Origin of the sequence: Bacillus cereus group sp. BfR-BA-01360, from assembly GCF_022663595.1 — a bacterium.
Classification (GTDB): Bacteria; Bacillota; Bacilli; order Bacillales; family Bacillaceae_G; genus Bacillus_A; species Bacillus_A cytotoxicus.
Window position 1 is genome coordinate 217,268 of record NZ_JAKUFV010000001.1, and the last position, 22,877, is coordinate 240,144.

A 22,877-nucleotide genomic window follows, 5' to 3' on the forward strand; every position below is an offset into this window, starting at 1 on the left:
GGGATAAAGTGAAGCTTTAATCGCTGGGGCTTCATCCCTCACTGATTATGTCTTCTCATTAACCAGACCATTATGAGATAAAATTACTTCTTACTTATAGTGATTCCATCTATACACATACTAGCTTTCTGTCATACTGTATAGCACTACTTTGTTTTCTTTTGAGGTGTTTTCCATGTCCCCGTATATAAACATATGCATCTGCATTACACCAGGGTCGAACATTACAAATAATCGTATCGCGAAAGATATAGCCGTTGCTGAATTTATCTGGCATCCTATATCGTTTCACATTCAAGATGTCCTTATATTAGACGATTCTTTCCGCTTTGATGATTATGAAATTAGCTATATTGCCTCTATTCAAGAACAACCAAAAGTTTCATCTTTTTTTCATACATGCGCTTCACAAGCTCCAAATTGTGACATTTATATTTGCTATATTGGGAGCAACTACTTTCAAGAACAATCGGTCATCGCCTGTGCTTATTCTTTAGCAAAACAAAAGCATCTTACCGGTTATATTATTTTGACAAATTCAGCTGCACCCATGCGAAACATTTATACACTCGCTCATGAAATCGGACATATTTTATTTACAAGACGCATTCATGGAAAACTTACCCATGCTGATCCTCATTCTCCCAATGGATCTGAACATCACCCTTCAGCAAGTAACCTTATGCATAAAATTGTTCCGCGACCAGATAAGGTTCCCCTCGATGCTCTCCTAACAAAAGAACAAAAACAGTTAGCTTTACAGAGCATTTTATTGCATAAAGAAAAACAGTAACTCGAGAATACGTTACTGTTTAAATTAAAACGTCCCAATCTAAAAAACATATACATGTAGCACAGAAAAGAAATAAGCAACTAAAGGAGCATGTAATCACACGAAATACAATCTTATAATATTGATTCGAGAATATTCGCTTACACATCCAAAGTATCCCTTTTCCTATTAAGCCGCCCCGAAAAATATCCGGATGTATCTTCAAGCAAATTTCCAAAATACTCTTCATCTATTTTTTAACAAAAGTAGTATATAGACCTAAACTAGCAAATAAGAGAAAACAAGAGCGATTGACATATTAATGTACCTCCTCTCTCCTTCATTTATGCGTTTATTTCTTTTCTTGTCCTTTTTAAATCTATTTTCATTAATACAATTAAACTACCGTATAAAAAGATTGGTTCTAAAGCACTCAAATTCGTATCTTTCACCGCTGTACATTGAAATATAAACATAACGGTAAACAACACAACCACTTGAAGTAATCCCATCCAGCTTGCTAAACACATATTCATAATCGCCAATATGAATAGAAGTAACCCTCCTAATATATAACTTTGCACCGAAGATAAATAAAAGAGCGGTGGCTCATACCATTTGTTAAGTAGCATAATAAAAACAATCAAGCCTATTGGTAAAAGTATGATACCTATATATAATATCGAAAATTCTTTTAATTTACTTTTAAGAAATGCAGACTTACGAAAGCTAATGATTCCTAGAAGAATACTAATAGCCAATATAATCGGATAACCAATTATACTAATAAACGATATAGATACTGGCTCGTTCACACTATGAAATAACAGATTTGGAATCGACCAGTACGCAAATACACCTATTACAAGTGCGATTAATAACTTTCTATCCTTTTTTGTATCCCGTTCCATTTCTTTCGCCAATTCATCCGCATACTCTTTTGGTGAATCCCCAAAAATATCCTTAGCCGTCTTCCCTTCCTTTGCTCCCTCTATCAAATGAAGTTCAGCATCTTCTATAAAAGAATCAATATCTTCCTTCTTGATTCCCTTCATTACTAAATATACGGTCGTATCATCTAGAAATTGTTGTGCTTCTTTTGAGAGCATGTGTGCACCTTCTTTCCTTTCTCTCATTTGTTGTTTTTCTTTTTCTCTTCCAGCTTTATATGCAATCGCATGAGTACATATAAACTGATATACAAAAGCGGAATTTCTAATATCCCCCAATATACACTTTGTTCTTCCAATTGTTTAAATATAAACATAATGGAAAATGGTACAAGTATAACAAATATTCCAATCCACCCTAGTACATATACTTCCCCGATGATCAGCAACAGAAAAATAATCGCAGCTAATATATAACTTTGTATGATAGATAATTGTAAAACAGGTGTTCCATACCATTTATTTAAAAACATCAATAATACGAGTAATAGAATAGGAGTAAGTATAATGATATAGATCATGCTAAATTCTTTTATTTTACTTTGAAAAGATGACATCCGAAATGCAATTATAGTTCCAATAATTGTAATTAACAAAACAATTGGATAACCAATTACCTGTACATCCGTTAATGTAAACTGATGATTGGAATGATGAAATAAAATATTAGTCAACAGCCAATATCCACCAATCCCAATTATCATAGAAAATATAGTTTTCATATTTCCTACTTTATCTACTTCCATTTCTTTCGCCAATTCATCCGCATACTCTTTTGGCGAATCTCCAAAAATATCCTTAACCGTCTTCCCTTTCTTTTCTCCCTCTACCAAATGAAGTTCAGCATCTTCTAAAAATATGTCGATATCTTCCTCTTTAATTCCTTTTGTCAATAAATATACCTTTGTATCTGTTAAAAACTTTTCTCCTTCTTTGGAAATCTGCATCATCATTTTCTCCCCTTTCCTTGTAATAAACGCTCCACGCTACTACGCATCGCTTCCCAGCGCTCCATAAATTCATCGAGTGCATCTTCTCCTTTTTCTGTTAATGTATAATATTTTCGCTTTGGACCAGATGGCGATTCTTTCATTGTACTTGTAATGAGTCCTTCTTTTTGCATTCGGATTAATAGCGGATAAATACTGCCTTCACTCGCCATGGTGAAACCATACTTCGCTAACTTTTCACTCATTTCATATCCGTATATCTCTCCTTCAGAGATAATAGCAAGGAGACACCCTTCTAAAATTCCCTTTAGCATTTGACTTGTCGACATCATTCAAACCCTCCCTCTATCTTGTTATACAAGATAGATGTGTACGAGTATCTTGCTTTACAAAATAGTATAACAAAGACTATTTTGTAAAGCAAGATAGCTAATTATCTTTTTCCAAATGTTTGCAGGATTTTCATTCTATACTCTCTAAATAATGCCAGTAAGAGAAATCTCATCTTATATAAAGGAGTGTATTTCGTCATGGTTACAAACCAGGTTATTTTTCTAACAGGTGCGGCGAGTGGTATTGGATATGAAATGGCTACTACCTTTGCAAAAGAAGGAGCAAAAGTTGTCGTGAGCGATCGCCTTAAAGAGCGCGCCAAAAGTGCGGCTGAACAGTTACAAAAGATGGGTCATACAGCAATTGGATTAAAATGTGACGTGACGTCCGAGCAAGAAATCGAGGAAGCCATTGCTAAAACAGTAGCAGAATTTGGTTCGTTACATGTCCTAATCAATAACGCCGGTATGCAACATGTTTCCCCCATTGATGAATTTCCAACTGATACGTTCGAGCTTCTTATTAAAATTATGCAGATTGCACCGTTTATCGCAATAAAACATGCCTTTCCTATTATGAAAAAACAACAATATGGGCGCATTATTAATATTGCCTCGATTAATGGACTCGTTGGCTTCGCTGGAAAAGCTGCTTATAATAGCGCCAAACACGGTGTAATTGGATTAACAAAAGTAGCTGCGTTAGAAGGGGCAACGCATGGAATTACAGTAAATGCCCTTTGTCCAGGATACGTTGATACTCCTCTTGTCCGCAATCAACTCCAAGACCTAGCTCATACGAGAAATGTACCACTTAAGCGCGTATTAGAAGATGTTATTTACCCTCTTGTGCCGCAAAAAAGATTACTGGAAGTACAAGAGATTGCTAGCTACGCCTTATTTTTAGCCAGTGAACAAGCAAAAGGAATAACTGGACAAGCCGTTGTAATTGATGGAGGCTATACAGCCCAATAATTTTTCTAAAAAGAGCCCGCCCTAAAAGATTTTTTAGGACGAGCTCTTTCTTATTTCGGTTCGTAAGGTGCTTCATATCCTTTCATTTGCTGCGGGAGCTTCTCGATTGCGACAATGACGCCATCCAACTTATTTTCAATGCGGTGTAGTAAATATAATGTCACAACAATCGGAAACCCTACGTTGCCAATCATCGATATCCATTCTTCCACCTTTTTGTCCCCCTTTCTCTTATATACATAAGTATGTACAAGAAATAGGGGCATAGAAATAACAAATTCCCTTGCATAAGGTTACTTTTCAAATAAAGAAGCAATTTCTTTTGTATAATCTCCCTGTAAAATTCCTTTCTCGGTAATGATTCCCGAAATGAATTCATGAGGCGTTATATCAAATGCTGGATTATATATATGGATTCCAGCCGGGGCAATTTGTTGCCCGTTTATTTTTGTTACTTCTGTTTCATCCCGCTCTTCGATTATGATTTCATTCCCTGTTTTTTTCTTCGTATCAAATGTAGACAACGGAGCAGCGACATAAAAAGGAATTTGATAATGCTTTGCTAATATAGCTAAATTTAAAGTTCCTACTTTATTTGCAGTATCTCCATTTGCCACAATTCGATCCGCCCCCACAATAATAGCAGAGATATTCTTTGTTCGAATTGTATGGGCAGCCATATTATCTGTAATCAGTGTTACATCAACACCAGCTTCCCTCAACTCCCACGTGGTCAAGCGTGCCCCCTGTAAAACAGGTCTTGTTTCACACGCATAAGCATGTAAATGAATTCCTTTTTCTTTTCCGATATAAAATGGTGCTAATGCTGTGCCATAGCGAGCAGTCGCAATACTGCCGGCATTACAAATTGTTAAAATACGGTCGCCATCTTGGAAACATGTTAACGCATGTTCTCCAAGACTCCGGCACACTTGTTCATCTTCTTGTTGAATTTGTAGCGCTTCCTCTTCTAATATTTTTCGTGCTGTCTTTATCGTGGATACCTCTTCAATTGCAGCTCTCATACGGTCGATAGCCCAAAATAAATTAACTGCTGTCGGGCGCGAAGTCCCTAAATAATTACAGTCTCGATTGAATTTTGTTTTGAATTCCACTATATTTATAGCTTCATATTTTTGAGCAGCTAAAGCTAATCCAAAAGCAGCCGCAATGCCAATCGCTGGCGCTCCTCTTACCTCTAGCATAACAATACTTTTCCAAACATCTTCAATACTTGTTAATGTTTTGTATTCCGCAACATGTGGTAACTTCGTTTGATTCAAAATGGTAATAGAATCACCTTTCCAAATTATCGCTCTTGGAACTGCAACTGTTGTATTCACACCTTTATCCCTCCTTCAGAAACAATATGTTGAAATAATGTTTTGAATACTTGAATGTCTGCCCCCTTTGTTTGATGTAACAATAGACTTCTCCCCAAATATAGAGCCTGTTTTTTTACTTGTATTCTTCTATCTTTCTCAACAATTCCATCTAAATCTACTACATGTGCCAAACCTATCGTTCTACGTATAACTTCACAACCGGCAAATCCAACCGCATCACGAAAAATATGTTGCAGAACAATCGGAAGCCATTGCTTTTCCTTCGTATACGTTTCCACACCCTCCAATATCCAAAGTTTTGTAAATGTATCTACAAAATAGCTCCATGTTTTTTCAATATGAAAAAATACAACTTCTCGTTTCTCTTCTCTTGATAAGGCATTTAATAATAAATTTGCTATAAACTGTCCTAAATCGAATCCAAGCGGGCCGAAAGTTGCAAACTCAGGATCAATGATTTTCGTTTCTTTTGAAGAAGCAAAAATGCTTCCTGTATGTAAATCTCCGTGAATTAATGCTTCCTTTCTCGTTAAAAATTTATATTTATATTGCGCAACTTGCAGTTTTAAATTTTTATCACACCAAAGCTCTTCTATAACAGACTGAAGTTCTCTCTCATAGTCGTTTGTTTCGTAATTTCCAAACGGATCTGTAAACACGAGATCTTCTGTAATTTTACAAAGATCAGGGTTTATAAATTTTCCATCTAGTACTCTTTTTTCTTCGGTATTCAGTCCGAAATCCGAAGTATAAAATAACACTTTCCCTAAAAAACGACCTACATGCTCAGACAATAATGGATACTCTTCTCCTTCAATGAACCCTTTACGTACAATTGTCAAAGATGATAAATCTTCCATCACTATTACAGCCAATTCTTTGTCATGTCCATATACTTTCGGAACAAATTCCGGCACATACTTAGCAAAAATTTGTAATGCCGAACTTTCAATAGTTGCTCTATTAAGCGAAAGCGGCCAACTTTCACCAACTACTTTTGCATATGGAAGTGCTTGCTTTACAATGATTCCTCGCTTCCCGTCATGGAGATGGAATACATAATTTAAATTCCCATCCCCTATTTCTCGGCAAACGATCGTGGCTTCTTTTTCAAAATATCCCTGTTCTTTAACATATTGCACTGCTGTTTCTTCCGTTAATGCATAATATCCCACTATTTCATCCCCCTTTTTAATTCAGAGGTTTCTCAACATAAGAAAAACCTCTTTCCATGAAGAAAGAGGTTTGAAGTGTATCTTCTCCCCTCTTATCTGCCAGAAAATTCATTTTCTGCTGGAATTAGCACCGTGCCTTTTTGGCGCATAAGCGCCCCATTTCACAATGGTATTACGGTCGGTTGCTGGGTTTCATAGGGCCAAATCCCTCCACCTGCTCTTGATAAGAGTTTTGCAACTTATTCGAATGTTTAACTTTCTGATGATGACTATAACAAGAATAAAAATCATTTGTCAATCTTTTTATTTATACAATTCTAAACGGCGATCCATAAAAACAGGAATTCCTCTGCGGACCTCTTCTATCTTTTCTAGCTCTATCTGTCCATAAAGAATGCTCTCTTCTTCTTGTGCCTCTGCGACAATTTTTCCCCATGGGTCAATAATAAGCGAGTGACCACCAAATACGTTATTTGGATCTTTTCCTACTCGATTACAAGCTACGACATAACATTGATTTTCGATTGCTCTCGCTTGCAGTAATAAACGCCAATGCTCAAGGCGAACAAGAGGCCATTCTGCTACTACAAATACTATTTTTGCGCCTTTAGCAGTATGTACGCGTATCCATTCTGGAAAACGAATATCATAGCAAATAACCCCTCCGCACTGAATCTCGTCTAAAGTAAATTCTCCTGTTTCATGTCCTGCTATTAAATACTTATGTTCATTCATTAACTGAAACAAGTGCACTTTGCTATATTCATGTTGTACGTTTCCTTGGCGATCCATAATATACATCGTATTTGTAACACCTTTCTCTGTCTGCTTTGCAACAGAACCACCGACAATGTTCACGCTAAACTCTTTTGCCCATTTTGAAAGCACTTCTTTTGTTTGTTTTCCATCCTTATCCGAAATTTCAGGAAGTCGCTTCAAATCATATCCTGTTGTCCAAAGTTCAGGTAATACGATTACATCTGGGTTCACTTTCATTGCCTCTTCTATTTTTTTCTCTGCGTACTCTGTATTTAAAGTTACCTCACCAAAAACAATATCCATTTGAATACATGCGACCTTCATTTTTTCAGCCCCATTCTTTATTTTTTTCTTTACAAAATCTTGGAAAGGATATATTATTTGTCACTAGAATTGTAACAACTTTCAAAAGAGGTGGAAAGTATGAAAGATTTTAAACCTTCCGAGCTTATGACATCACTCCCAACACAATTTTTCGCTTCACTTGTCACAAAAGTTAATAAAGTAATTGAAGCTGGACATGATGTCATCAACTTAGGGCAAGGAAATCCCGATCAACCAACACCGCCGCATATCGTAAAATCTTTACAAAATGCAGCAGAAAAGGTGCTTCATCATAAATATCCACCATTTCGTGGACATAACAGCTTAAAAGAGGCAGTTGCAATCTTTTATGAACGTGAATATGGGGTAAAAATAAATCCAAAAACAGAAGTTGCGATTTTATTTGGTGGAAAAGCGGGATTAGTAGAATTGCCAATTTGTTTTACAAATCCTGGTGAAACGATTCTTGTTCCTGATCCTGGATATCCTGACTATTTATCTGGCATTGCTTTAGCGAAGGCAAAGCTTGAAACAATGCCACTATTAGCAGAGAATCATTTTTTACCGGATTACATGAAAATAAGCGAAGATACTGCCAAGCAGGCAAAATTAATGTTTTTAAATTACCCAAACAATCCAACTGGTGCGATCGCTTCAAAGGAATTCTTTGAAGAAACAGTCCGTTTTGCAAATGAACATAACATTTTAGTTGTTCATGATTTTGCTTATGGAGCTATCGGTTTTGATACAAAAAAACCGGTCAGTTTTCTACAAGCTAGAGGTGCTAAAGATACAGGCATTGAAATTTATACATTATCAAAAACATTTAATATGGCTGGTTGGCGCATCGCATTTGCAGTTGGCAATGAAAGTGTCATTGAAACGATTCATCTACTGCAAGATCATATGTATGTTAGTCTTTTCGGCGCTATTCAGGAAGCTGCTTGCGAAGCATTATTAAGTTCGCAAACTTGTGTAACTGAATTAGTGAACCGCTATGAATCTAGGAGGAACGCTCTTATTTCGGCATGTCATTCCATCGGCTGGAATGTTAAAACTCCAAAAGGGTCCTTCTTTGCTTGGTTACCAGTTCCAAATGGTTATCATTCTGAACAATTTGCTGATCTATTATTAAATCAAGCGCACGTTGCAGTTGCTCCGGGCATTGGTTTTGGAAAACATGGAGAAGGCTATGTGAGAATTGGCCTCTTACATACTGAAGAACGATTGCAAGAAGCTATTCATCGAATTGGCAAATTAAAAATTTTCAAAAAACCATTGACAACTTAAGTTATCTCTGTCAAAATTCAGATATCAAAAAAATTAAAATATTTCCAAATACTTCTTATCAAGAGCTGGTGGAGGGACGAGCCCGACGAAGCCCGGCAACCGATCTACAAATGTAGACACGGTGCTAATTCTCGCAGCGTTACGCTGACAGATAAGGAGCTGGTTGTAAAAAAACCTCTCCTTAGCTGAGAGGTTTTTTTATTTAACTAGGAGGTTATGAAAATGAGCGGAATAATTGCAACATATGTAATCCATGATGATTCTCACAACTTAACAAAAAAAGCAGAGCAGATTGCTCTTGGCTTAACAATTGGTTCATGGACACATTTACCCCACTTATTACAAAAACAATTAAAACAGCATAAAGGCAATGTTGTTCATGTAGAAGAACTCCCGCAACAAGAAGAGGTAAACAACTATCTTGGCAAAAAAGTAACAAAAGGTATAATCAAAATTCAGTATCCATCGTTAAATTTCAGTCCTGATTTACCAGCCATTTTAACGACAGCATTTGGAAAATTATCATTAGATGGAGAAATTAAACTTATCGATCTCACATTCTCAGATGATTTAAAAAGACAGTTCTCTGGACCAAAGTTTGGGATTGAGGAAGTGAGAAAGAGGTTACATGTTCATAATCGTCCACTTTTAATGAGCATTTTTAAAGGAATGATTGGGCGAAATATCGGATATTTAAAGACGCAGCTCCGTGACCAAGCAATTGGCGGAGTGGATATCGTAAAAGATGATGAAATTTTATTCGAAAATGCATTAACACCACTTGAAAAACGGGTTCGTTCAGGAAAAGAAGTGTTGCAATCTGTTTATGAAACGTATGGTCATAGAACTTTATATGCAGTCAATATAACCGGGCGTACTTATGATGTAAAAGAAAACGCGAAACGGGCAGTAAATGCTGGTGCTGATCTTCTGTTGTTTAATGCGTTTGCATATGGATTAGATGTATTACAACTACTAGCGGAAGATCAAGATATCAATGTTCCTATTATGGCTCACCCTGCTATTAGCGGTGCTTATACATCATCAAAATTATACGGCTTTTCCCATTCACTATTACTTGGGAAATTGCTTCGTTATGCTGGTGCAGACTTTTCTTTATTTCCATCTCCATATGGAAATGTTGCGTTAGAAAAAAAAGATGCCCTTCAAATTGCAGAAACATTAACAATCGCAGATTCTCATTTAAAAAGAAGTTTCCCTGTTCCATCAGCTGGCATTCACCCTGGATTTGTTCCATTTATCCTTCGTGACTTTGGAAATGATGTTGTCATTAACGCTGGTGGTGGTATCCATGGTCATCCTAACGGTGCACAAGGCGGAGGCAAAGCATTTCGTGCAGCAATTGATGCCACTTTACAAGGAACGCCATTACATGAAGTGGATGATGCTGACTTACATACCGCACTACAATTATGGGGAAATCCATCGCGTGAGGTGAAAATATGAGCATTCAAATTTTCTGCGACTTTGATGGCACAATTACAAATAGCGACAATATCATTTCTATTATGGAACATTTCGCGCCACCAAAGGCTGAGGAAATAAAGAAACAGATATTAGCTCAAGAGCTTTCGATTCAAGAAGGGGTTGAGCAACTTTTTCATTTATTACCGACCAATCTCCATGACGATATGATTGCATTTTTAAAAAACAACGCAAGTATACGTAGTGGTTTTCAGGAATTTGTACAGTTTATAAATAAAAATGACCTTTCTTTCTATGTCATTTCAGGAGGAATGGATTTCTTTGTGCACCCCCTTTTAGATGGGCTTGTTCCAAAAGAAAAGATTTATTGTAATGAAACTGACTTTTCAAAAGAATACATTGAAGTAAAATGGCCATATCCTTGCGATAAACATTGTAACCATCATTGTGGTCTCTGTAAATCCACGCTGATTCGAAGGCTTAGCTCTCAACAAGCTTTTCGCATTGTCATTGGTGATTCTATTACAGATTTGCAAGCAGCTAAGCAAGCTGATAAAGTATTCGCACGTGATTTTCTCATTACAAAGTGCAAAGAATATCATATTCCTTATACACCATTTCATACATTTTATGATATTCAAAACGAGTTGCAGCACTTGGTGGAGGTAAAACTATGAAACAACTTTTTCGTAAGTGGCATACGTTAAGTGAATTAAAAAAAGAATTAACAAATCGAAATTGGTTCCCAGCAACAAGTGGCAATATCTCTATAAAGGTAAGTCATGAACCGCTTACCTTTCTTATTTCAGCTAGTGGAAAAGATAAAACAAAAACAACGCCAGATGACTTTTTATTAGTGGATCATCAAGGAAATCCCGTATTGGAGACGGAATTACGCCCTTCTGCTGAAACCATTTTACATACACATATTTATAACCATACAAATGCTGGCTGTGTTCTACATGTTCATACAACCGATAATAATGTGATTACAAACCTATACGAGAAAGAAGTAATGATTCGAAATCAAGAAATTATAAAAGCACTTAATATTTGGGAAGAAGGAGCAACCATTCATATTCCAATTATTGAAAACTATGCGCACATCCCGCTTCTAGGCGAAGCATTCAAAAAACACATTCAATCAGATTGCGGTGCTGTCTTAATTCGAAATCATGGTATTACAGTATGGGGAGAAGATAGCTTCGATGCAAAGAAAAGGCTGGAAGCATATGAATTTTTATTCCAGTTTCATATAAAATTATTATCCATTCAAGGAGGCGTTTCTAGTGGCGCAAATTCGTATTCATGAAATAAATACTCGCATTGAAAATGAAAAAGAAGTACAGCTGTTTTTGCAAAAAGAAGATGTACTATATGAGAAATGGGACATTTCTAAATTACCTGCGCATTTACAAAATAACTATGCTTTAACTGATGAAAATAAGGAAGAAATTTTAACTTTATTTTCCAACGAAATAGCAGATGTTTCACAGCGCCGTGGTTATAAAGCACATGATATCATTTCTCTTTCAAGTGCAACACCTAATCTGGATGAGTTACTCATTAACTTTAAACAAGAACACCATCATACTGACGATGAAGTTCGCTTCATTGTCAGCGGCCATGGCATTTTTGCTATCCAAGGCAAAGACGGTCGTTTTTTTGATGTTGAACTTGAGCCAGGCGATCTCATTTCTGTACCTGAAAATGTAAGACATTATTTTACTTTACAAGATGATCGCCAAGTTGTAGCCATTCGTATTTTTGTTACAACAGCAGGCTGGGTTCCTATTTACTAAGGGTAGTTAGCTGAATAAAAGGAAGTGGATCCCCTTTTCCCACCTTTTATTCACTCTACATATATACATCCTCCTATGGATCAGGTTTATTACAAATCAAGTAATAAACCTGTTTTTTATTTTATCAAGTATCTTTATCAATATTTTTTGAACATTTTTTGAACTTTTTCTGAAAATTCTGTTTAAATTGTGATATAATACCAATAATAGAACTGGAAAGAAAAATATAGATAGAGGGGGAAAATCATGAACTTAATTATGGCACTTATAATTGGGGTTACATGCGGGGCTATTCCTGCCATTCTCGGAGCTATTATGGAGGAATTAGAAATCGGCATGTTAGGTTTTGTCGCATCTTCTGTAAGCGCTTTATTATTTGGTTTATACGGGGCTATTCCTGTATCTATTCTGTTTGCCTTCTACATCGTACGTCATGCTCGTGTAAAACAATTTGCTCCTAATCATGTTGCACAAATTATTCCTTTTCCAATTGAGCGCTCGCGTCGTGCTTCTAATTTATAATCCATTCCTCATCCCATTATCTATTCTAATTTATCCTCCATATTATAAAAACCCCCACCTACCTCTACACGAGACTCTGGTGGGGGTTTTTTATAGAAGTATTTCCTCTCGGACACCGATTCACATATATCCTTTCTAAACACTCTTTTTAACTTTGTTCCGCTTCCTTATAACATTGATAACACATTCATTATGATAAAAAAGATTGTAAGGACAGTTCCCCTTACGATCTTTTTTACAATGCGAAGACTTTTATCTATTATCTTCTAAAAACTGAAATAACTCCTGTAAATGTAATGCATCTTCTCTATAGCTAACAGACACATAACTTACTCCATCAATTTCCGCACTCATATATAAATCAATTCCGTCACGATCATATTTTAACGCTAAATAGAACTCCATCTCTTCTAACATTTTCTTCGAAGTTCGAATAACATAATGCTGATTTTCATCACGACCATATTCAAATTCAGGCTCAAAATCATATTTTTGTTTAAAAGCTTCTTTTTGCTTATCATGAATCGGTATGCAAGTTGCTCTCTGCACTGCATCAATCATTCCATCAAATTTCACTAAATCCATTTATGTTACCCCCTTATATATTTTTTATATAACACCTGTGTTCCACTATTGCTTTCCCCAGCCTCAATTAACTGCTCATATAAATCTTTTGCTAACGATAAACCAGGTACAGATAATTGTAACTTTTCTGCTTCATCTAATGCAATTTTCATATCTTTCATAAAATGTTTTACATAAAAACCTGGTTCAAAATCTCCTTTTAACATACGCGGAGCCAAATTGCTTAAAGACCAACTTCCAGCTGCTCCAGTTGCAATGCTTTGCAATACTTTCTCTGGGTCTAAACCGGCTTTTTGTGCATATGCTACCGCTTCACAAACACCTATCATATTCGATGCAATTGCAATTTGATTACACATCTTTGTATGTTGACCACTCCCAGCTGGCCCTTGCAATTGAATATTTTCACCTAGCATGTTAAAAAGCGGGAAACAAACTTCATATACTTCTTGGTCTCCACCAATCATAATAGCAAGTTTCCCTTCCTTTGCACCAATATCTCCTCCTGAGACTGGAGCGTCTAAAGCATATATATTTTTTTCTTTCCCAACTTCATATATCCTTTTGGCTAATGTTGGTGTAGAAGTAGTGAAATCAATCGCAATCGTCCCTTCCTTTGCATTTGCTAAAATTCCATCTACTCCAAAATATATTTCTTCTACATCATGTGGATATCCTACCATTGTCATAACAACATCAACATTTTTCACCAAATCTTTCGGCGTACCACACCATTTCGCCCCTTCTCTTACTAAAGAAGTTGCTTTTTCTTTCGTACGATTATACACATATACTGTATAACCACCTTTTAATAAATGATGTACCATGCTTTTTCCCATTACACCTGTTCCAATAAAACCAATTGATGAAATGTTACGCTCCATATTCTCATCCCCTTTGTTCTAATAAATCGCTAACCATTTTTCGGAACTCTTTATTAAAATCATCATCCATACTATTTTTTACATTCGAGAATAAAATAACAAAAATCCCTTTATCTTTATTAAAGTTATTAAATGTATTCCAACCAGCAAGTACGCCGTGATTATGAAAATAATCATTATATATATAGAAACTATATGCGTACTTGCGCTCAGGCGAAGGAGTGAACATCGCTTGTCTACTTTTCTTTGATAGAAGTTTCCCATTTATAATTGCCTCATCTAGCTTTTTCATATCTCCAACAGTCGTATACATCTCACCACATCCATATAACCAATCCATTCCTAATTTTGGTGCAAGTACGAGTAGATTATCTTGCTTTTTATATCCTTTGGCTAAATGCTGCTCTCCGGGCACCGCATTCCCCATCCCAGATTCATGCATTTCAGCTGGTCCAAATATATTCTCTTTTATGTATTCACCTAAAGGCTTTTGGGATATCGTTTCAACAATATAGGCAAGCACCATATAATTATAATCTGTATATCTCCATCCTGTTCCTGCTGGAAATTCTAGCTGTTGACTTCCAATCCAATTCACTAAGTTCAAACGAGATGCAGGATTTACTCGTCCCTTCCCTTTCTCCGGTAAACCGGAAGTATGTGTCAACAAGTGATATAATGTAATATTTTTATCCGCTGGAAATGAAGGGATATATGTATGTACATTATCTTGAATGTTTAATTTCCCTTGCTCTTGAAGCTGTAAAATTGAAGTTGCAACAACAGTTTTTGTGATCGAACCAATGCGGTATTTCGTTTGTGGTGTATTTTCAATTTTCTTTTGAACATCTGCATACCCATAACCCTTGTTTAATATAATATGTTCCTTATCTGTAACAAGAACGGTTCCATTAAAAGCTCTATCTTTTAAATATTGGTCTAATTTTTGCGCGATACTAGCATAATCAATCGGTGACTCCTTCTTTTCTTCTATAGAATCATGCAATTCAGATTGTACAGAAGGAGTCACCTTTGAAGTTAGTAATTTTTGTTCTTTTGGTTCTCTACAAAAATAGTATACACTCCCAAATACGAGAAAACACAGCAAAAACATAATAACTACCTTTTTTATCATTTCAAAACCTCCACGGTTATTCCATTATAAACGATTCCTCTCCTATCTATTATCAAGCAACAAAAAAAAATCGCAACACTTTGTTGCGAAAAAATTACATTTTTCCTTTTCTATATATACGAACTTGATTTTTCCCATTTTGTTTCGCCTCATATAACGCAATATCCGCGCGCTGTATGAGTTCTTCTTTCGTTATCCCTTGTTCGTATAATGCAACCCCAAAACTCGCCGTGAGCTTTGAAATACTGGAGAATTGTTTTGTCTCAATAAAAAAACGTAATGATTCAGCAACTTGAAACGCTTCTTTTTCCGTTGTATCGGTTACGAGTATAACAAATTCTTCTCCCCCCCATCGCGCAAACGTATATTTGGAATCAATTTTTGTTTTCACCAGCTCGACTAACTGAATTAAGGCCAAGTCACCAAAATCATGCCCATACGTATCATTTACCTTCTTAAAATCATCTATATCAAAGAAAATAAGTGCTATTTTTTGACGATTACGCTGAGCACTTTTCCACACTTCTTCTAATATTTGTTGAAACTTTAAACGATTATATATTTCTGTCAAAGTATCAATTGTAGCAAGACGTTCTTGTTCCTGATATAACTCATCTAATTCTGTAATATCCGTACACTTTACAATAAATCTAGATACATCTTCTGGTAAAGCAGCTGCACGTAATAAAAAAACAAACGCCTCTCCCTTATCATTATACATTTTGATTTTTCTAGCTTGTAATAAAGAATCATCGAGCCAAGTTATGTCATGGTTTGTAGCATAATAACCATGTTCTTGAATAAAATGTTCTGCAAACACGATATGATTTTCACGATAAGCCATCAAATTTTCATATCCAAAAAAGTGCAAAAAATTCGTATTACAATCAATAATTTCATCATCTTCAACAATAAATAACAAATCATTTTGAAAATCAAACATCATTTGCAACAGCTCTTGTTGTAAGCCTAGTTGCTGTAGTAAAGATAATTGATAGAGCCCTCTATTCACTTCTTCTAATACAGCTTGTGGCGTTACTGGGGGGAGAACCATGTTCCGTATCCCTATTTTCAACATATCTACAAATTTTGCTGTCACAGGCTGATCCCAAATTACAATGAAAGCAATCTGCGAATCATATATCCGTTTTATATGTTCGACTTGTATACTATCTGATACATATATGATGACAACTTGTGGCTGAACCCTCTCAAATAATCTCTCCCCTTCTGCAAAACTGCTAGCTATAAACATACATTTAGGATGTACACTTTCTATTGCATGTTGATGTTTACAGCCTTCTTCTATATAAAGTACATTCAACCGCAGATCTTGCAACACATTTTGAAAAACCGTATTCTCTAATAAAAAATGTAGTATGTTTATCACTGTTCTTCACTCACTTCATATATCTTGTTCTACTGAATTCCTCACGATTCTTTTATCTCGCTATTTTAGGACAGTAACAACTTGATGAATGAATTAAGCCCCCTATACAACTTCATTAATGAAATTTCTTACTTTAAGGAAACTGTCATCAAAAGAACCTGATTGGTGAGGTTTAATCGTCAGCAGGACGAAGAATTCTCCTACTGATAGGAGCTATATTTTCCCTATTCTCCAATGTGAATTATCTTTCTATTGTATGATTACACAAAGGATATCGTTTGTACGAACGCCCTCTTTCTTCCTATTCGAGAAACTTGACAATTAAAATAGAGATATTATATTCTTTACAGTGACAACTTACTAAATATAAGTAATTTATAGACATTATTTTATACAATTGATATGTAATTTGGAGGAAATATCATGACAAAGCAAGATTTCTTTAGTGTTTTATACGAGCGTACATCGAATCGCGCATTCAATCCAGAAAAGGAGATTTCCGCTGAAGAACTTCATCAAATTTTAAAAGCAGCTGCACAAGCTCCATCTGCTTGGAACTTACAACATTGGAAATTCCTTGTTTTTCAAGGAAAGGATGTTCAAAGTCGCCTACATCCAATCGCATACAATCAACAACAAATTCTTGATGCCTCTGCTGTAGTAGCCATTTTAGGTGATTTAGAAGCATATAAGAACGTGGAAACGGTCTACAACCCACTTGTGGAACAAGGATTGATGAAAGTAGAAGCGAAAGAGCGATTAGCTCAAAATATTGAATCTGCATACAATCGTGAGCAATATCCACGAGATGCAGCTTTCTCAAATGCATCTTTAGCGGCAATGCAACTTATGCTTGCAGCAAAAGCAACTGGATGGGATACTTGTGCAATTGGTGGTTTTAATTCACAAGCATTAATAGAAGAGTTTCATATTTCTTCTCGTTATGTCCCAATTATGCTTATTACAATTGGTGAATCTAGCCTAAAAGGTCATCCTGCACCACGTATGAGTGTTGAAGAAGTAACAGAATGGGCAAAATAAAAAAACGAAGGTGAATCCCTTCGTTTTTTTATTTCATCTATTTGTAATATATGTTATTTGAATTCGACATCATTATTAGAAATCATGCGATAAACTTATCTATGCTTAGTAAAAAACAAGGGATTATGTCGAATTTCGTCGTCTATTTGGAATATAAGGGTGATTTTTTGTTACAATTATGATACAATAGTAACAAATAGATAACAAGAGAGGGATTTTAATTGAATTCATGTGGAAGCTTTATTGCATTTTTAAGCTATGCCGTTACTGTGTTACTTCTATACTTTATTGGCGATGCTACAAACATTGCAATATTGCAATTCTCAAAAGAAAAAGCATTCCAGCTAGAAGAGGGAGTACATACCTCGCGATCTATCGTACCATTACTTTTAGCCCTTCCCGTATATGTCATCGTTTTATATAAAAGTAAAAAAGCGTAAAGACTACCTGTTTCTTTTATTATGGTGGTCTTTATTTTATGTAGAAAATAACCTTTTATATTTCTCTTCAAACTATCTCTACTTCAAGTGAATGAAAATAAGAAAATATCCTAGTAAAAACTGCACGCTTTGTCCAATCATCCCCTATACAAAACACATACATTATAAATATGAAAGGGGTGATGAAGAGTATGTTTGGATCTTTTGGGTGTTGTGACAACTTTAAAGAAAGAGATCGCCATCATCATGAAAAAGAAGATTTTAAGGGACGTTTTAATAGAAACTTTGATAGAAGATTCTCTGTATGCAACGTCCTTGAAAATGTTGCAATAGGAACTAACATTTCCCTTCTTACGTTAAAAGACAACGGAACATTCAATAACGTAATATTTCAAGGTTTTTGCAATGGAGTTGCATTATTCTCTGCCGGCGAAGATGGATTTGAAGATGACTTCACAGGACTTTTACGCGTTTGTCTAGATGATATTGTTGCTATCGCTATCTAATAATCTCTTGTCTACTTTATGTACAAAAAAAGCCCTGAGACCGATTTCATTGGCCTCAGGTTTTTTGTACTTAAATACTTTTTACTAATTCAACAACTTCTTCAGCCGTTGACATCATTAATGCTTTTTGTGCTAACTCTTCCATTTCTGCTTTTGACAATTTGCTTAATTGTGTTCTTGCAGGAAGAATAGATGTTGCACTCATACTAAATTCATCTAATCCTAAACCTAATAATAGCGGGATTGCAAGTGAATCTCCTGCCATCTCACCACACATACCAGCCCATTTTCCTTCTTTATGAGCAGCATCGATTACCATTTTTACAAGACGTAAAATAGCTGGATTATATGGTTGATACAAGTAAGATACACGTTCATTCATGCGATCCGCAGCCATTGTGTATTGAATTAAATCATTAGTTCCGATTGAGAAGAAATCAACTTCTTTAGCAAATTGATCTGCTAATACTGCTGAAGCTGGTATTTCTACCATCATACCTACTTCAATAGAATCAGAAACTGTTGTACCAGCTTTAACAAGCTTTTCTTTCTCTTCTAATAAGATTGCTTTCGCTTGACGGAATTCAGCAAGAGTTGCAATCATTGGGAACATAATTTTTAAGTTACCGTATACGCTAGCACGAAGTAATGCACGAAGCTGTGTGCGGAACACATCTTGCTCTTCAAGGCATAAACGAATTGCACGGTATCCTAAAAATGGGTTCATTTCTTTTGGTAAATGTAAGTATGGCAGCTCTTTATCTCCACCAATGTCAAGTGTACGAACAACGACTGGTTGACCTTCTTTTACTCCTTCCAGAACAGCTTTATATGCTTCGAACTGTTCTTCCTCTGTCGGAAGGTTGTCACGGCCCATATATAAGAATTCTGTGCGGTATAAACCAACGCCTTCTCCACCGTTGTCAATGATACCTTGTACATCATTTGGCGTACCGATGTTTGCAACAAGTTCAACATGATGTCCATCGCTTGTCACAGTAGCTTGATTTTTTAATTTCGCCCATTCAGCTTTTTGCTCTTCAAATTTTATTTTCTTTTCTTCAAAAGTACGAAGAGTTTCTTCAGATGGGTTTACAATGACTTCTCCATCTAATCCATCGATGATTACGATATCGCCATTTTGAATTTTCTCCATAGCTACTTTCGTACCAACAACAGCTGGAATTTCCATAGAGCGAGCCATAATTGCAGAGTGAGATGTACGGCCACCGATATCAGTTGTAAAGCCTTTTGCATATGCGCGATTTAATTGTGCCGTATCAGATGGTGTTAAATCTTCAGCAATAATAATCACTTCTTCGGAAATTGTGCTTGGATTTGAGAAGTTAACTCCTAGTAAGTGTGCAAGAACACGTTTCGTTACATCACGAATGTCAGCTGCACGTTCTTTCATATATTCATTATCCATGTTTTCAAACATCGTAATAAACATCGTTGCAACTTCATCCATTGCGAATTCAGCATTTACTTTTTCGTTTTTCACTTTATCCTTTACTGGGTTTACCAACTCCGGATCATTCAATACTAGTAAATGCGCTTCAAAGATAGCCGCTTTATCTGCACCTAACTCAGCGAAAGCGTGGTCTTTGATTGCTTCTAATTCAGATTTCGCCTTCTCTAACGCAGCTTCTAAGCGTGTAATTTCTGCAGCTTCATCCGTAATCGTTTTCTTTTCAATGTTAAATTCAGGATTCTCAAGTCTGAAAGCCTTCGCAATAGCAATCCCACTTGATGCAGCAATCCCTTGAATATGAAGAGTCATTATTCTCCTAATCCTTCGTTTTTCATTGTTTCTTCGATAGCTGCTAGTGCTTGAGCTGCATCATCACCATTTGCAGTGATTTTAATTTCCGCGCCTTGTTGAATGCCTAAAGACATAACGCCCATGATTGATTTTAAGTTAACATTTTTTCCGTTGTATTCTAAGTTAATGTCAGCACCGAATTTACTTGCTGTATTTACAAGTAGAGTTGCTGGACGAGCATGAATTCCTGAGTCACTAGTTACTTTAAAAATTTTTTCCATAGTTATTTATCTCCTTTAAATACATTATTTTTAGTTGTATAGACGTGAGTACTACATTATCTATTTTATATAATAGGTGATGTTCGGTCAACCACATCACCTACTATAATTATAAACATTTTGCGTCAATTTCTTACTGAATGTCAATAATAGCGGCTTCGCCTTTCTTGACAGTTCCTTCTTTTTTCAATATCACTTGTTGTCCTTGCTGTAAATTTGTAAAAACAACTGGTGTAATCGTAGACGGTGCATTTTCTTTTACAAATGCTAAATCTACTTTTAATAAAGGTTGTCCTTGCTTCACTTTATCACCTTGTGCAACAAGAGCTTCAAAGCCTTCACCATTTAATTTTACAGTATCAATACCAAAGTGAATTAAAATTTCTTTTCCGCCTTCAGATTGAATACCAATTGCATGTTTTGTTGGGAATACATTGACGATTTCACCATCTACTGGGGATACGACTACTCCTTCTGTTGGTTCAATCGCAAAGCCATCTCCCATCATTTTACCTGAGAACACTTGATCAGGTACTTCTGTAATCGGTAAAATTTTACCTTCCATTGGAGATACAAGCGTTTCATTTGTATCAGACTTTTGTACAACTTCTTCTACCTTTGCAGGCTCTTCTTTCTCTACGTGAGGTGTACGGCCGGACATAATATCATGAATTTGTGATTTTAACGTATCAGACTTCGGTCCAAAGATTGCTTGAATATTATTTCCTACTTCAAGTACTCCAGCTGCTCCAAGCTCTTTTAGACGATCTTTATTTACATTTTTTTGATCGTTAACTTGAACACGTAAACGTGTAATACAAGCATCTAAAGAAGCAATATTTTCCTTACCGCCAAGCGCTGTTAATACTTCACGTGGAAGTTCTCCTGCTTCTGTTTTTCCTGCACCGTTCGTATCTGTTGTTACTTCGCGGCCAGGTGTTTTTAAATTCCATTTACGGATTGCAAAACGGAAGCCGAAGTAGTAAATTACTGCAAGTGCAAGACCGACAATAATTACCCACCACCATGGTGTACGTCCTGGTAGCACGCCAAATAGTAAGAAGTCAATTAAACCACCAGAGAATGTCATACCAATTTTAACACCTAAAATGTGCATTGTCATGAATGATAGACCTGCAAAAACTGCATGGATTCCAAACAGTACTGGTGCTACGAATAGGAATGAGAATTCAAGCGGTTCTGTAATACCTGTTAAGAATGATGTTAACGCAGCAGAACCTAAAATACCAGCTGCTAATTTTTTATTTTCTGGACGAGCTTCATGATACATTGCTAATGCTGCTGCTGGAAGACCAAACATCATGAATGGATACTTACCAGTTGTAAATGTACCTGCTGTTAATTCTACACCATCTTTTAACTGTGCCATAAAGATTTTTTGATCACCGCGTACAAGCTCTCCTGCCGCATTTGTGTATTGACCAAATTCAAACCAAAACGGTGAATAGAAAATATGATGTAATCCAAATGGAATTAATGATCGCTCAATTAATCCGAAAATAAATGCTGCTAACGTTTTATTCGCATCAATCATTTGATGTGAGAATGTATTTAAACCAGTTTGAATATATGGCCATACAAAGCACATTAAAATTCCTAAAATTAATGAAAATGTTGCAGTTGCAATTGGTACAAAACGCTTACCTGCAAAGAAACCTAAGTATGGTGGCAATTCAATATTGAAATATTTATTGTAGCAATAAGCTGCTAATATACCAACGATAATACCGCCAAACACCCCTGTTTGCAGTGTTGGAATCCCTAATACATTTGCATACGCAGGATCTGCGAAACCAATTTTAACTGGATCCGTCCCTGTACTTGTTACTTTCACGAACTTGTCTACTTCTAAGAACACACTCATCGTTTTGTTCATAATTAAGTAGCCGACGAATGCTGCTAATCCAGCTACCCCGTCTCCACCTGCAAGACCAATTGCTACCCCAACTGCAAATAATAGCGCAAGGTTAGCAAATATAATGTCGCCAGATTGTTCCATGATTTTTGCAACCATGACAAACCAATCTGCCTTTAAAGCAGGAATTAGATTTGTTAACTGTTCATTTTGAAATGCGTTACCAAATCCAAGTAAAATCCCTGCCGCCGGTAAAATCGCTACTGGAAGCATAAGCGCTTTTCCGACTTTTTGAAGAACACCAAAGATCTTCTTAAACATGGAAAACCTT

At 36.0% G+C, this 22,877-nt stretch carries 24 protein-coding genes, 1 pseudogene and 2 riboswitches; of the genes and pseudogenes, 11 read left to right on the forward strand and 14 right to left on the reverse strand.

The genetic code is table 11. The features are described 5' to 3' along the window. Nucleotides 1-175 precede the first annotated feature (175 nt). Nucleotides 176-793 (forward strand): ImmA/IrrE family metallo-endopeptidase, encoded by a 618-nt coding sequence (locus tag MR056_RS01085; RefSeq protein WP_012095183.1) that lies wholly within the window; start codon nt 176-178, stop codon nt 791-793. Nucleotides 794-1,116: 323 nt separating this feature from the next. On the opposite strand, the gene MR056_RS01095 is transcribed toward MR056_RS01085, so the two are convergent. The 3 genes from MR056_RS01095 to MR056_RS01105 are packed head-to-tail and all read right to left on the reverse strand — an operon-like array spanning nt 1,117 to nt 3,001. Continuing rightward, nucleotides 1,117-1,881 carry a DUF1129 domain-containing protein gene (locus MR056_RS01095; protein WP_048722067.1) on the reverse strand — a complete coding sequence of 255 codons (765 nt, stop codon included), beginning with the start codon at nt 1,879-1,881 and terminating at the stop codon, nt 1,117-1,119. A gap of 23 nt (nt 1,882-1,904) precedes the next feature. Beyond that, nucleotides 1,905-2,669, reverse strand: coding sequence for a DUF1129 domain-containing protein (locus MR056_RS01100; protein ID WP_048722064.1), 765 nt, complete (start codon nt 2,667-2,669; stop codon nt 1,905-1,907). A 2-nt stretch (nt 2,670-2,671) separates the two neighbouring features. After that, entirely contained in the window at nt 2,672-3,001 is a 330-nt protein-coding gene (locus tag MR056_RS01105; protein WP_041809962.1) for a PadR family transcriptional regulator, read from the reverse strand. A gap of 201 nt (nt 3,002-3,202) precedes the next feature. Here MR056_RS01105 and MR056_RS01110 point away from each other — a divergent pair, with 201 nt between their 5' ends. Then, complete coding sequence (locus MR056_RS01110; RefSeq protein ID WP_012095187.1) at nt 3,203-3,979, forward strand: 3-hydroxybutyrate dehydrogenase; 777 nt, start codon at nt 3,203-3,205, stop codon at nt 3,977-3,979. Between the two features lie 50 nt (nt 3,980-4,029). On the opposite strand, the gene MR056_RS01115 is transcribed toward MR056_RS01110, so the two are convergent. From MR056_RS01115 to MR056_RS01130, 4 genes and pseudogenes are all read right to left on the reverse strand, one after another. After that, the gene (locus MR056_RS01115; RefSeq protein ID WP_012095188.1) at nt 4,030-4,191 is read right to left on the reverse strand and encodes a YvrJ family protein; all 162 of its coding nucleotides are present in this window, start codon (nt 4,189-4,191) and stop codon (nt 4,030-4,032) included. A gap of 81 nt (nt 4,192-4,272) precedes the next feature. Next, the gene (mtnA, locus tag MR056_RS01120; protein ID WP_048721807.1) at nt 4,273-5,322 is read right to left on the reverse strand and encodes an S-methyl-5-thioribose-1-phosphate isomerase; all 1,050 of its coding nucleotides are present in this window, start codon (nt 5,320-5,322) and stop codon (nt 4,273-4,275) included. Next, nucleotides 5,319-6,500 (reverse strand): S-methyl-5-thioribose kinase, encoded by a 1,182-nt coding sequence (gene mtnK, locus MR056_RS01125; protein ID WP_012095190.1) that lies wholly within the window; start codon nt 6,498-6,500, stop codon nt 5,319-5,321. Before mtnK ends, mtnA begins: the two co-directional genes overlap by 4 nt. Nucleotides 6,501-6,589: 89 nt before the next feature. After that, nucleotides 6,590-6,730, reverse strand: a riboswitch (SAM riboswitch). A 73-nt stretch (nt 6,731-6,803) separates the two neighbouring features. After that, nucleotides 6,804-7,668 (reverse strand): annotated as a pseudogene (locus tag MR056_RS01130) (carbon-nitrogen family hydrolase). A 14-nt stretch (nt 7,669-7,682) separates the two neighbouring features. Here MR056_RS01130 and MR056_RS01135 point away from each other — a divergent pair. The 6 genes from MR056_RS01135 to MR056_RS01160 all read left to right on the forward strand — a co-directional run bounded on the left by MR056_RS01135 (nt 7,683) and on the right by MR056_RS01160 (nt 12,643). Further along, nucleotides 7,683-8,873 (forward strand): pyridoxal phosphate-dependent aminotransferase, encoded by a 1,191-nt coding sequence (locus tag MR056_RS01135; RefSeq protein ID WP_048721802.1) that lies wholly within the window; start codon nt 7,683-7,685, stop codon nt 8,871-8,873. A gap of 52 nt (nt 8,874-8,925) precedes the next feature. Continuing rightward, nucleotides 8,926-9,031: riboswitch (SAM riboswitch) on the forward strand. Between the two features lie 64 nt (nt 9,032-9,095). Beyond that, nucleotides 9,096-10,340 carry a 2,3-diketo-5-methylthiopentyl-1-phosphate enolase gene (mtnW, locus tag MR056_RS01140; RefSeq protein WP_048721800.1) on the forward strand — a complete coding sequence of 415 codons (1,245 nt, stop codon included), beginning with the start codon at nt 9,096-9,098 and terminating at the stop codon, nt 10,338-10,340. Further along, entirely contained in the window at nt 10,337-10,996 is a 660-nt protein-coding gene (locus tag MR056_RS01145) for a 2-hydroxy-3-keto-5-methylthiopentenyl-1-phosphate phosphatase (protein ID WP_048721798.1), read from the forward strand. Before mtnW ends, MR056_RS01145 begins: the two co-directional genes overlap by 4 nt. Further along, nucleotides 10,993-11,631, forward strand: coding sequence for a methylthioribulose 1-phosphate dehydratase (locus MR056_RS01150; protein WP_048721795.1), 639 nt, complete (start codon nt 10,993-10,995; stop codon nt 11,629-11,631). The genes MR056_RS01145 and MR056_RS01150 overlap by 4 nt, the downstream gene beginning before the upstream one ends. Next, nucleotides 11,609-12,121 (forward strand): 1,2-dihydroxy-3-keto-5-methylthiopentene dioxygenase, encoded by a 513-nt coding sequence (locus MR056_RS01155; protein WP_012095196.1) that lies wholly within the window; start codon nt 11,609-11,611, stop codon nt 12,119-12,121. The genes MR056_RS01150 and MR056_RS01155 overlap by 23 nt, the downstream gene beginning before the upstream one ends. Before the next feature lie 246 nt (nt 12,122-12,367). Beyond that, nucleotides 12,368-12,643 (forward strand): hypothetical protein, encoded by a 276-nt coding sequence (locus MR056_RS01160; protein ID WP_012095197.1) that lies wholly within the window; start codon nt 12,368-12,370, stop codon nt 12,641-12,643. 252 nt (nt 12,644-12,895) lie between these two features. On the opposite strand, the gene MR056_RS01165 is transcribed toward MR056_RS01160, so the two are convergent. The 4 genes from MR056_RS01165 to MR056_RS01180 all read right to left on the reverse strand — a co-directional run bounded on the left by MR056_RS01165 (nt 12,896) and on the right by MR056_RS01180 (nt 16,634). Continuing rightward, entirely contained in the window at nt 12,896-13,228 is a 333-nt protein-coding gene (locus MR056_RS01165; RefSeq protein WP_012095198.1) for a DUF3909 family protein, read from the reverse strand. A gap of 5 nt (nt 13,229-13,233) precedes the next feature. Continuing rightward, nucleotides 13,234-14,112 carry an NAD(P)-dependent oxidoreductase gene (locus MR056_RS01170; protein ID WP_048721794.1) on the reverse strand — a complete coding sequence of 293 codons (879 nt, stop codon included), beginning with the start codon at nt 14,110-14,112 and terminating at the stop codon, nt 13,234-13,236. A gap of 4 nt (nt 14,113-14,116) precedes the next feature. Beyond that, entirely contained in the window at nt 14,117-15,247 is a 1,131-nt protein-coding gene (locus tag MR056_RS01175) for a serine hydrolase domain-containing protein (protein ID WP_048721792.1), read from the reverse strand. A gap of 94 nt (nt 15,248-15,341) precedes the next feature. Beyond that, complete coding sequence (locus MR056_RS01180; RefSeq protein WP_048722061.1) at nt 15,342-16,634, reverse strand: GGDEF domain-containing protein; 1,293 nt, start codon at nt 16,632-16,634, stop codon at nt 15,342-15,344. Between the two features lie 426 nt (nt 16,635-17,060). On the opposite strand from MR056_RS01180, the gene MR056_RS01185 reads away from it, so the two are divergent. The 3 genes from MR056_RS01185 to MR056_RS01195 all read left to right on the forward strand — a co-directional run bounded on the left by MR056_RS01185 (nt 17,061) and on the right by MR056_RS01195 (nt 18,624). Continuing rightward, nucleotides 17,061-17,678 (forward strand): nitroreductase family protein, encoded by a 618-nt coding sequence (locus MR056_RS01185; RefSeq protein ID WP_012095202.1) that lies wholly within the window; start codon nt 17,061-17,063, stop codon nt 17,676-17,678. 221 nt (nt 17,679-17,899) lie between these two features. Beyond that, a complete protein-coding gene (locus MR056_RS01190; RefSeq protein WP_012095203.1) occupies nt 17,900-18,118 on the forward strand; it encodes a hypothetical protein in 219 nt (72 codons plus the stop codon). 191 nt (nt 18,119-18,309) lie between these two features. Continuing rightward, nucleotides 18,310-18,624 carry a DUF3915 family protein gene (locus MR056_RS01195; RefSeq protein WP_048721790.1) on the forward strand — a complete coding sequence of 105 codons (315 nt, stop codon included), beginning with the start codon at nt 18,310-18,312 and terminating at the stop codon, nt 18,622-18,624. Nucleotides 18,625-18,694: 70 nt separating this feature from the next. On the opposite strand, the gene ptsP is transcribed toward MR056_RS01195, so the two are convergent. The 3 genes from ptsP to ptsG form a co-directional block, all read right to left on the reverse strand. Then, nucleotides 18,695-20,407 (reverse strand): phosphoenolpyruvate--protein phosphotransferase, encoded by a 1,713-nt coding sequence (gene ptsP / locus MR056_RS01200; RefSeq protein ID WP_012095205.1) that lies wholly within the window; start codon nt 20,405-20,407, stop codon nt 18,695-18,697. Then, the gene (gene ptsH / locus MR056_RS01205; RefSeq protein WP_000411078.1) at nt 20,407-20,670 is read right to left on the reverse strand and encodes a phosphocarrier protein HPr; all 264 of its coding nucleotides are present in this window, start codon (nt 20,668-20,670) and stop codon (nt 20,407-20,409) included. Before ptsH ends, ptsP begins: the two co-directional genes overlap by 1 nt. A gap of 133 nt (nt 20,671-20,803) precedes the next feature. Beyond that, a complete protein-coding gene (gene ptsG, locus MR056_RS01210) occupies nt 20,804-22,867 on the reverse strand; it encodes a glucose-specific PTS transporter subunit IIBC (RefSeq protein WP_048721787.1) in 2,064 nt (687 codons plus the stop codon). Nucleotides 22,868-22,877 lie beyond the last annotated feature (10 nt).

What these genes read in the sequence shown, in the direction of transcription:
- MR056_RS01135 (WP_048721802.1), top strand. Translation starts at nt 7,683, where the DNA reads ATGAAAGATTTTAAACCTTCCGAGCTTATGACATCACTCCCAACACAA.
- MR056_RS01085 (WP_012095183.1), top strand. Translation starts at nt 176, where the DNA reads ATGTCCCCGTATATAAACATATGCATCTGCATTACACCAGGGTCGAAC.
- ptsP (WP_012095205.1), bottom strand. Translation starts at nt 20,407, where the DNA reads ATGACTCTTCATATTCAAGGGATTGCTGCATCAAGTGGGATTGCTATT.
- MR056_RS01095 (WP_048722067.1), bottom strand. Translation starts at nt 1,881, where the DNA reads ATGCTCTCAAAAGAAGCACAACAATTTCTAGATGATACGACCGTATAT.
- MR056_RS01175 (WP_048721792.1), bottom strand. Translation starts at nt 15,247, where the DNA reads ATGATAAAAAAGGTAGTTATTATGTTTTTGCTGTGTTTTCTCGTATTT.
- mtnW (WP_048721800.1), top strand. Translation starts at nt 9,096, where the DNA reads ATGAGCGGAATAATTGCAACATATGTAATCCATGATGATTCTCACAAC.
- MR056_RS01160 (WP_012095197.1), top strand. Translation starts at nt 12,368, where the DNA reads ATGAACTTAATTATGGCACTTATAATTGGGGTTACATGCGGGGCTATT.
- MR056_RS01110 (WP_012095187.1), top strand. Translation starts at nt 3,203, where the DNA reads ATGGTTACAAACCAGGTTATTTTTCTAACAGGTGCGGCGAGTGGTATT.
- MR056_RS01195 (WP_048721790.1), top strand. Translation starts at nt 18,310, where the DNA reads ATGTTTGGATCTTTTGGGTGTTGTGACAACTTTAAAGAAAGAGATCGC.
- MR056_RS01100 (WP_048722064.1), bottom strand. Translation starts at nt 2,669, where the DNA reads ATGCAGATTTCCAAAGAAGGAGAAAAGTTTTTAACAGATACAAAGGTA.
- MR056_RS01105 (WP_041809962.1), bottom strand. Translation starts at nt 3,001, where the DNA reads ATGTCGACAAGTCAAATGCTAAAGGGAATTTTAGAAGGGTGTCTCCTT.
- MR056_RS01170 (WP_048721794.1), bottom strand. Translation starts at nt 14,112, where the DNA reads ATGGAGCGTAACATTTCATCAATTGGTTTTATTGGAACAGGTGTAATG.
- ptsH (WP_000411078.1), bottom strand. Translation starts at nt 20,670, where the DNA reads ATGGAAAAAATTTTTAAAGTAACTAGTGACTCAGGAATTCATGCTCGT.
- MR056_RS01150 (WP_048721795.1), top strand. Translation starts at nt 10,993, where the DNA reads ATGAAACAACTTTTTCGTAAGTGGCATACGTTAAGTGAATTAAAAAAA.
- MR056_RS01185 (WP_012095202.1), top strand. Translation starts at nt 17,061, where the DNA reads ATGACAAAGCAAGATTTCTTTAGTGTTTTATACGAGCGTACATCGAAT.
- MR056_RS01145 (WP_048721798.1), top strand. Translation starts at nt 10,337, where the DNA reads ATGAGCATTCAAATTTTCTGCGACTTTGATGGCACAATTACAAATAGC.
- MR056_RS01165 (WP_012095198.1), bottom strand. Translation starts at nt 13,228, where the DNA reads ATGGATTTAGTGAAATTTGATGGAATGATTGATGCAGTGCAGAGAGCA.
- ptsG (WP_048721787.1), bottom strand. Translation starts at nt 22,867, where the DNA reads ATGTTTAAGAAGATCTTTGGTGTTCTTCAAAAAGTCGGAAAAGCGCTT.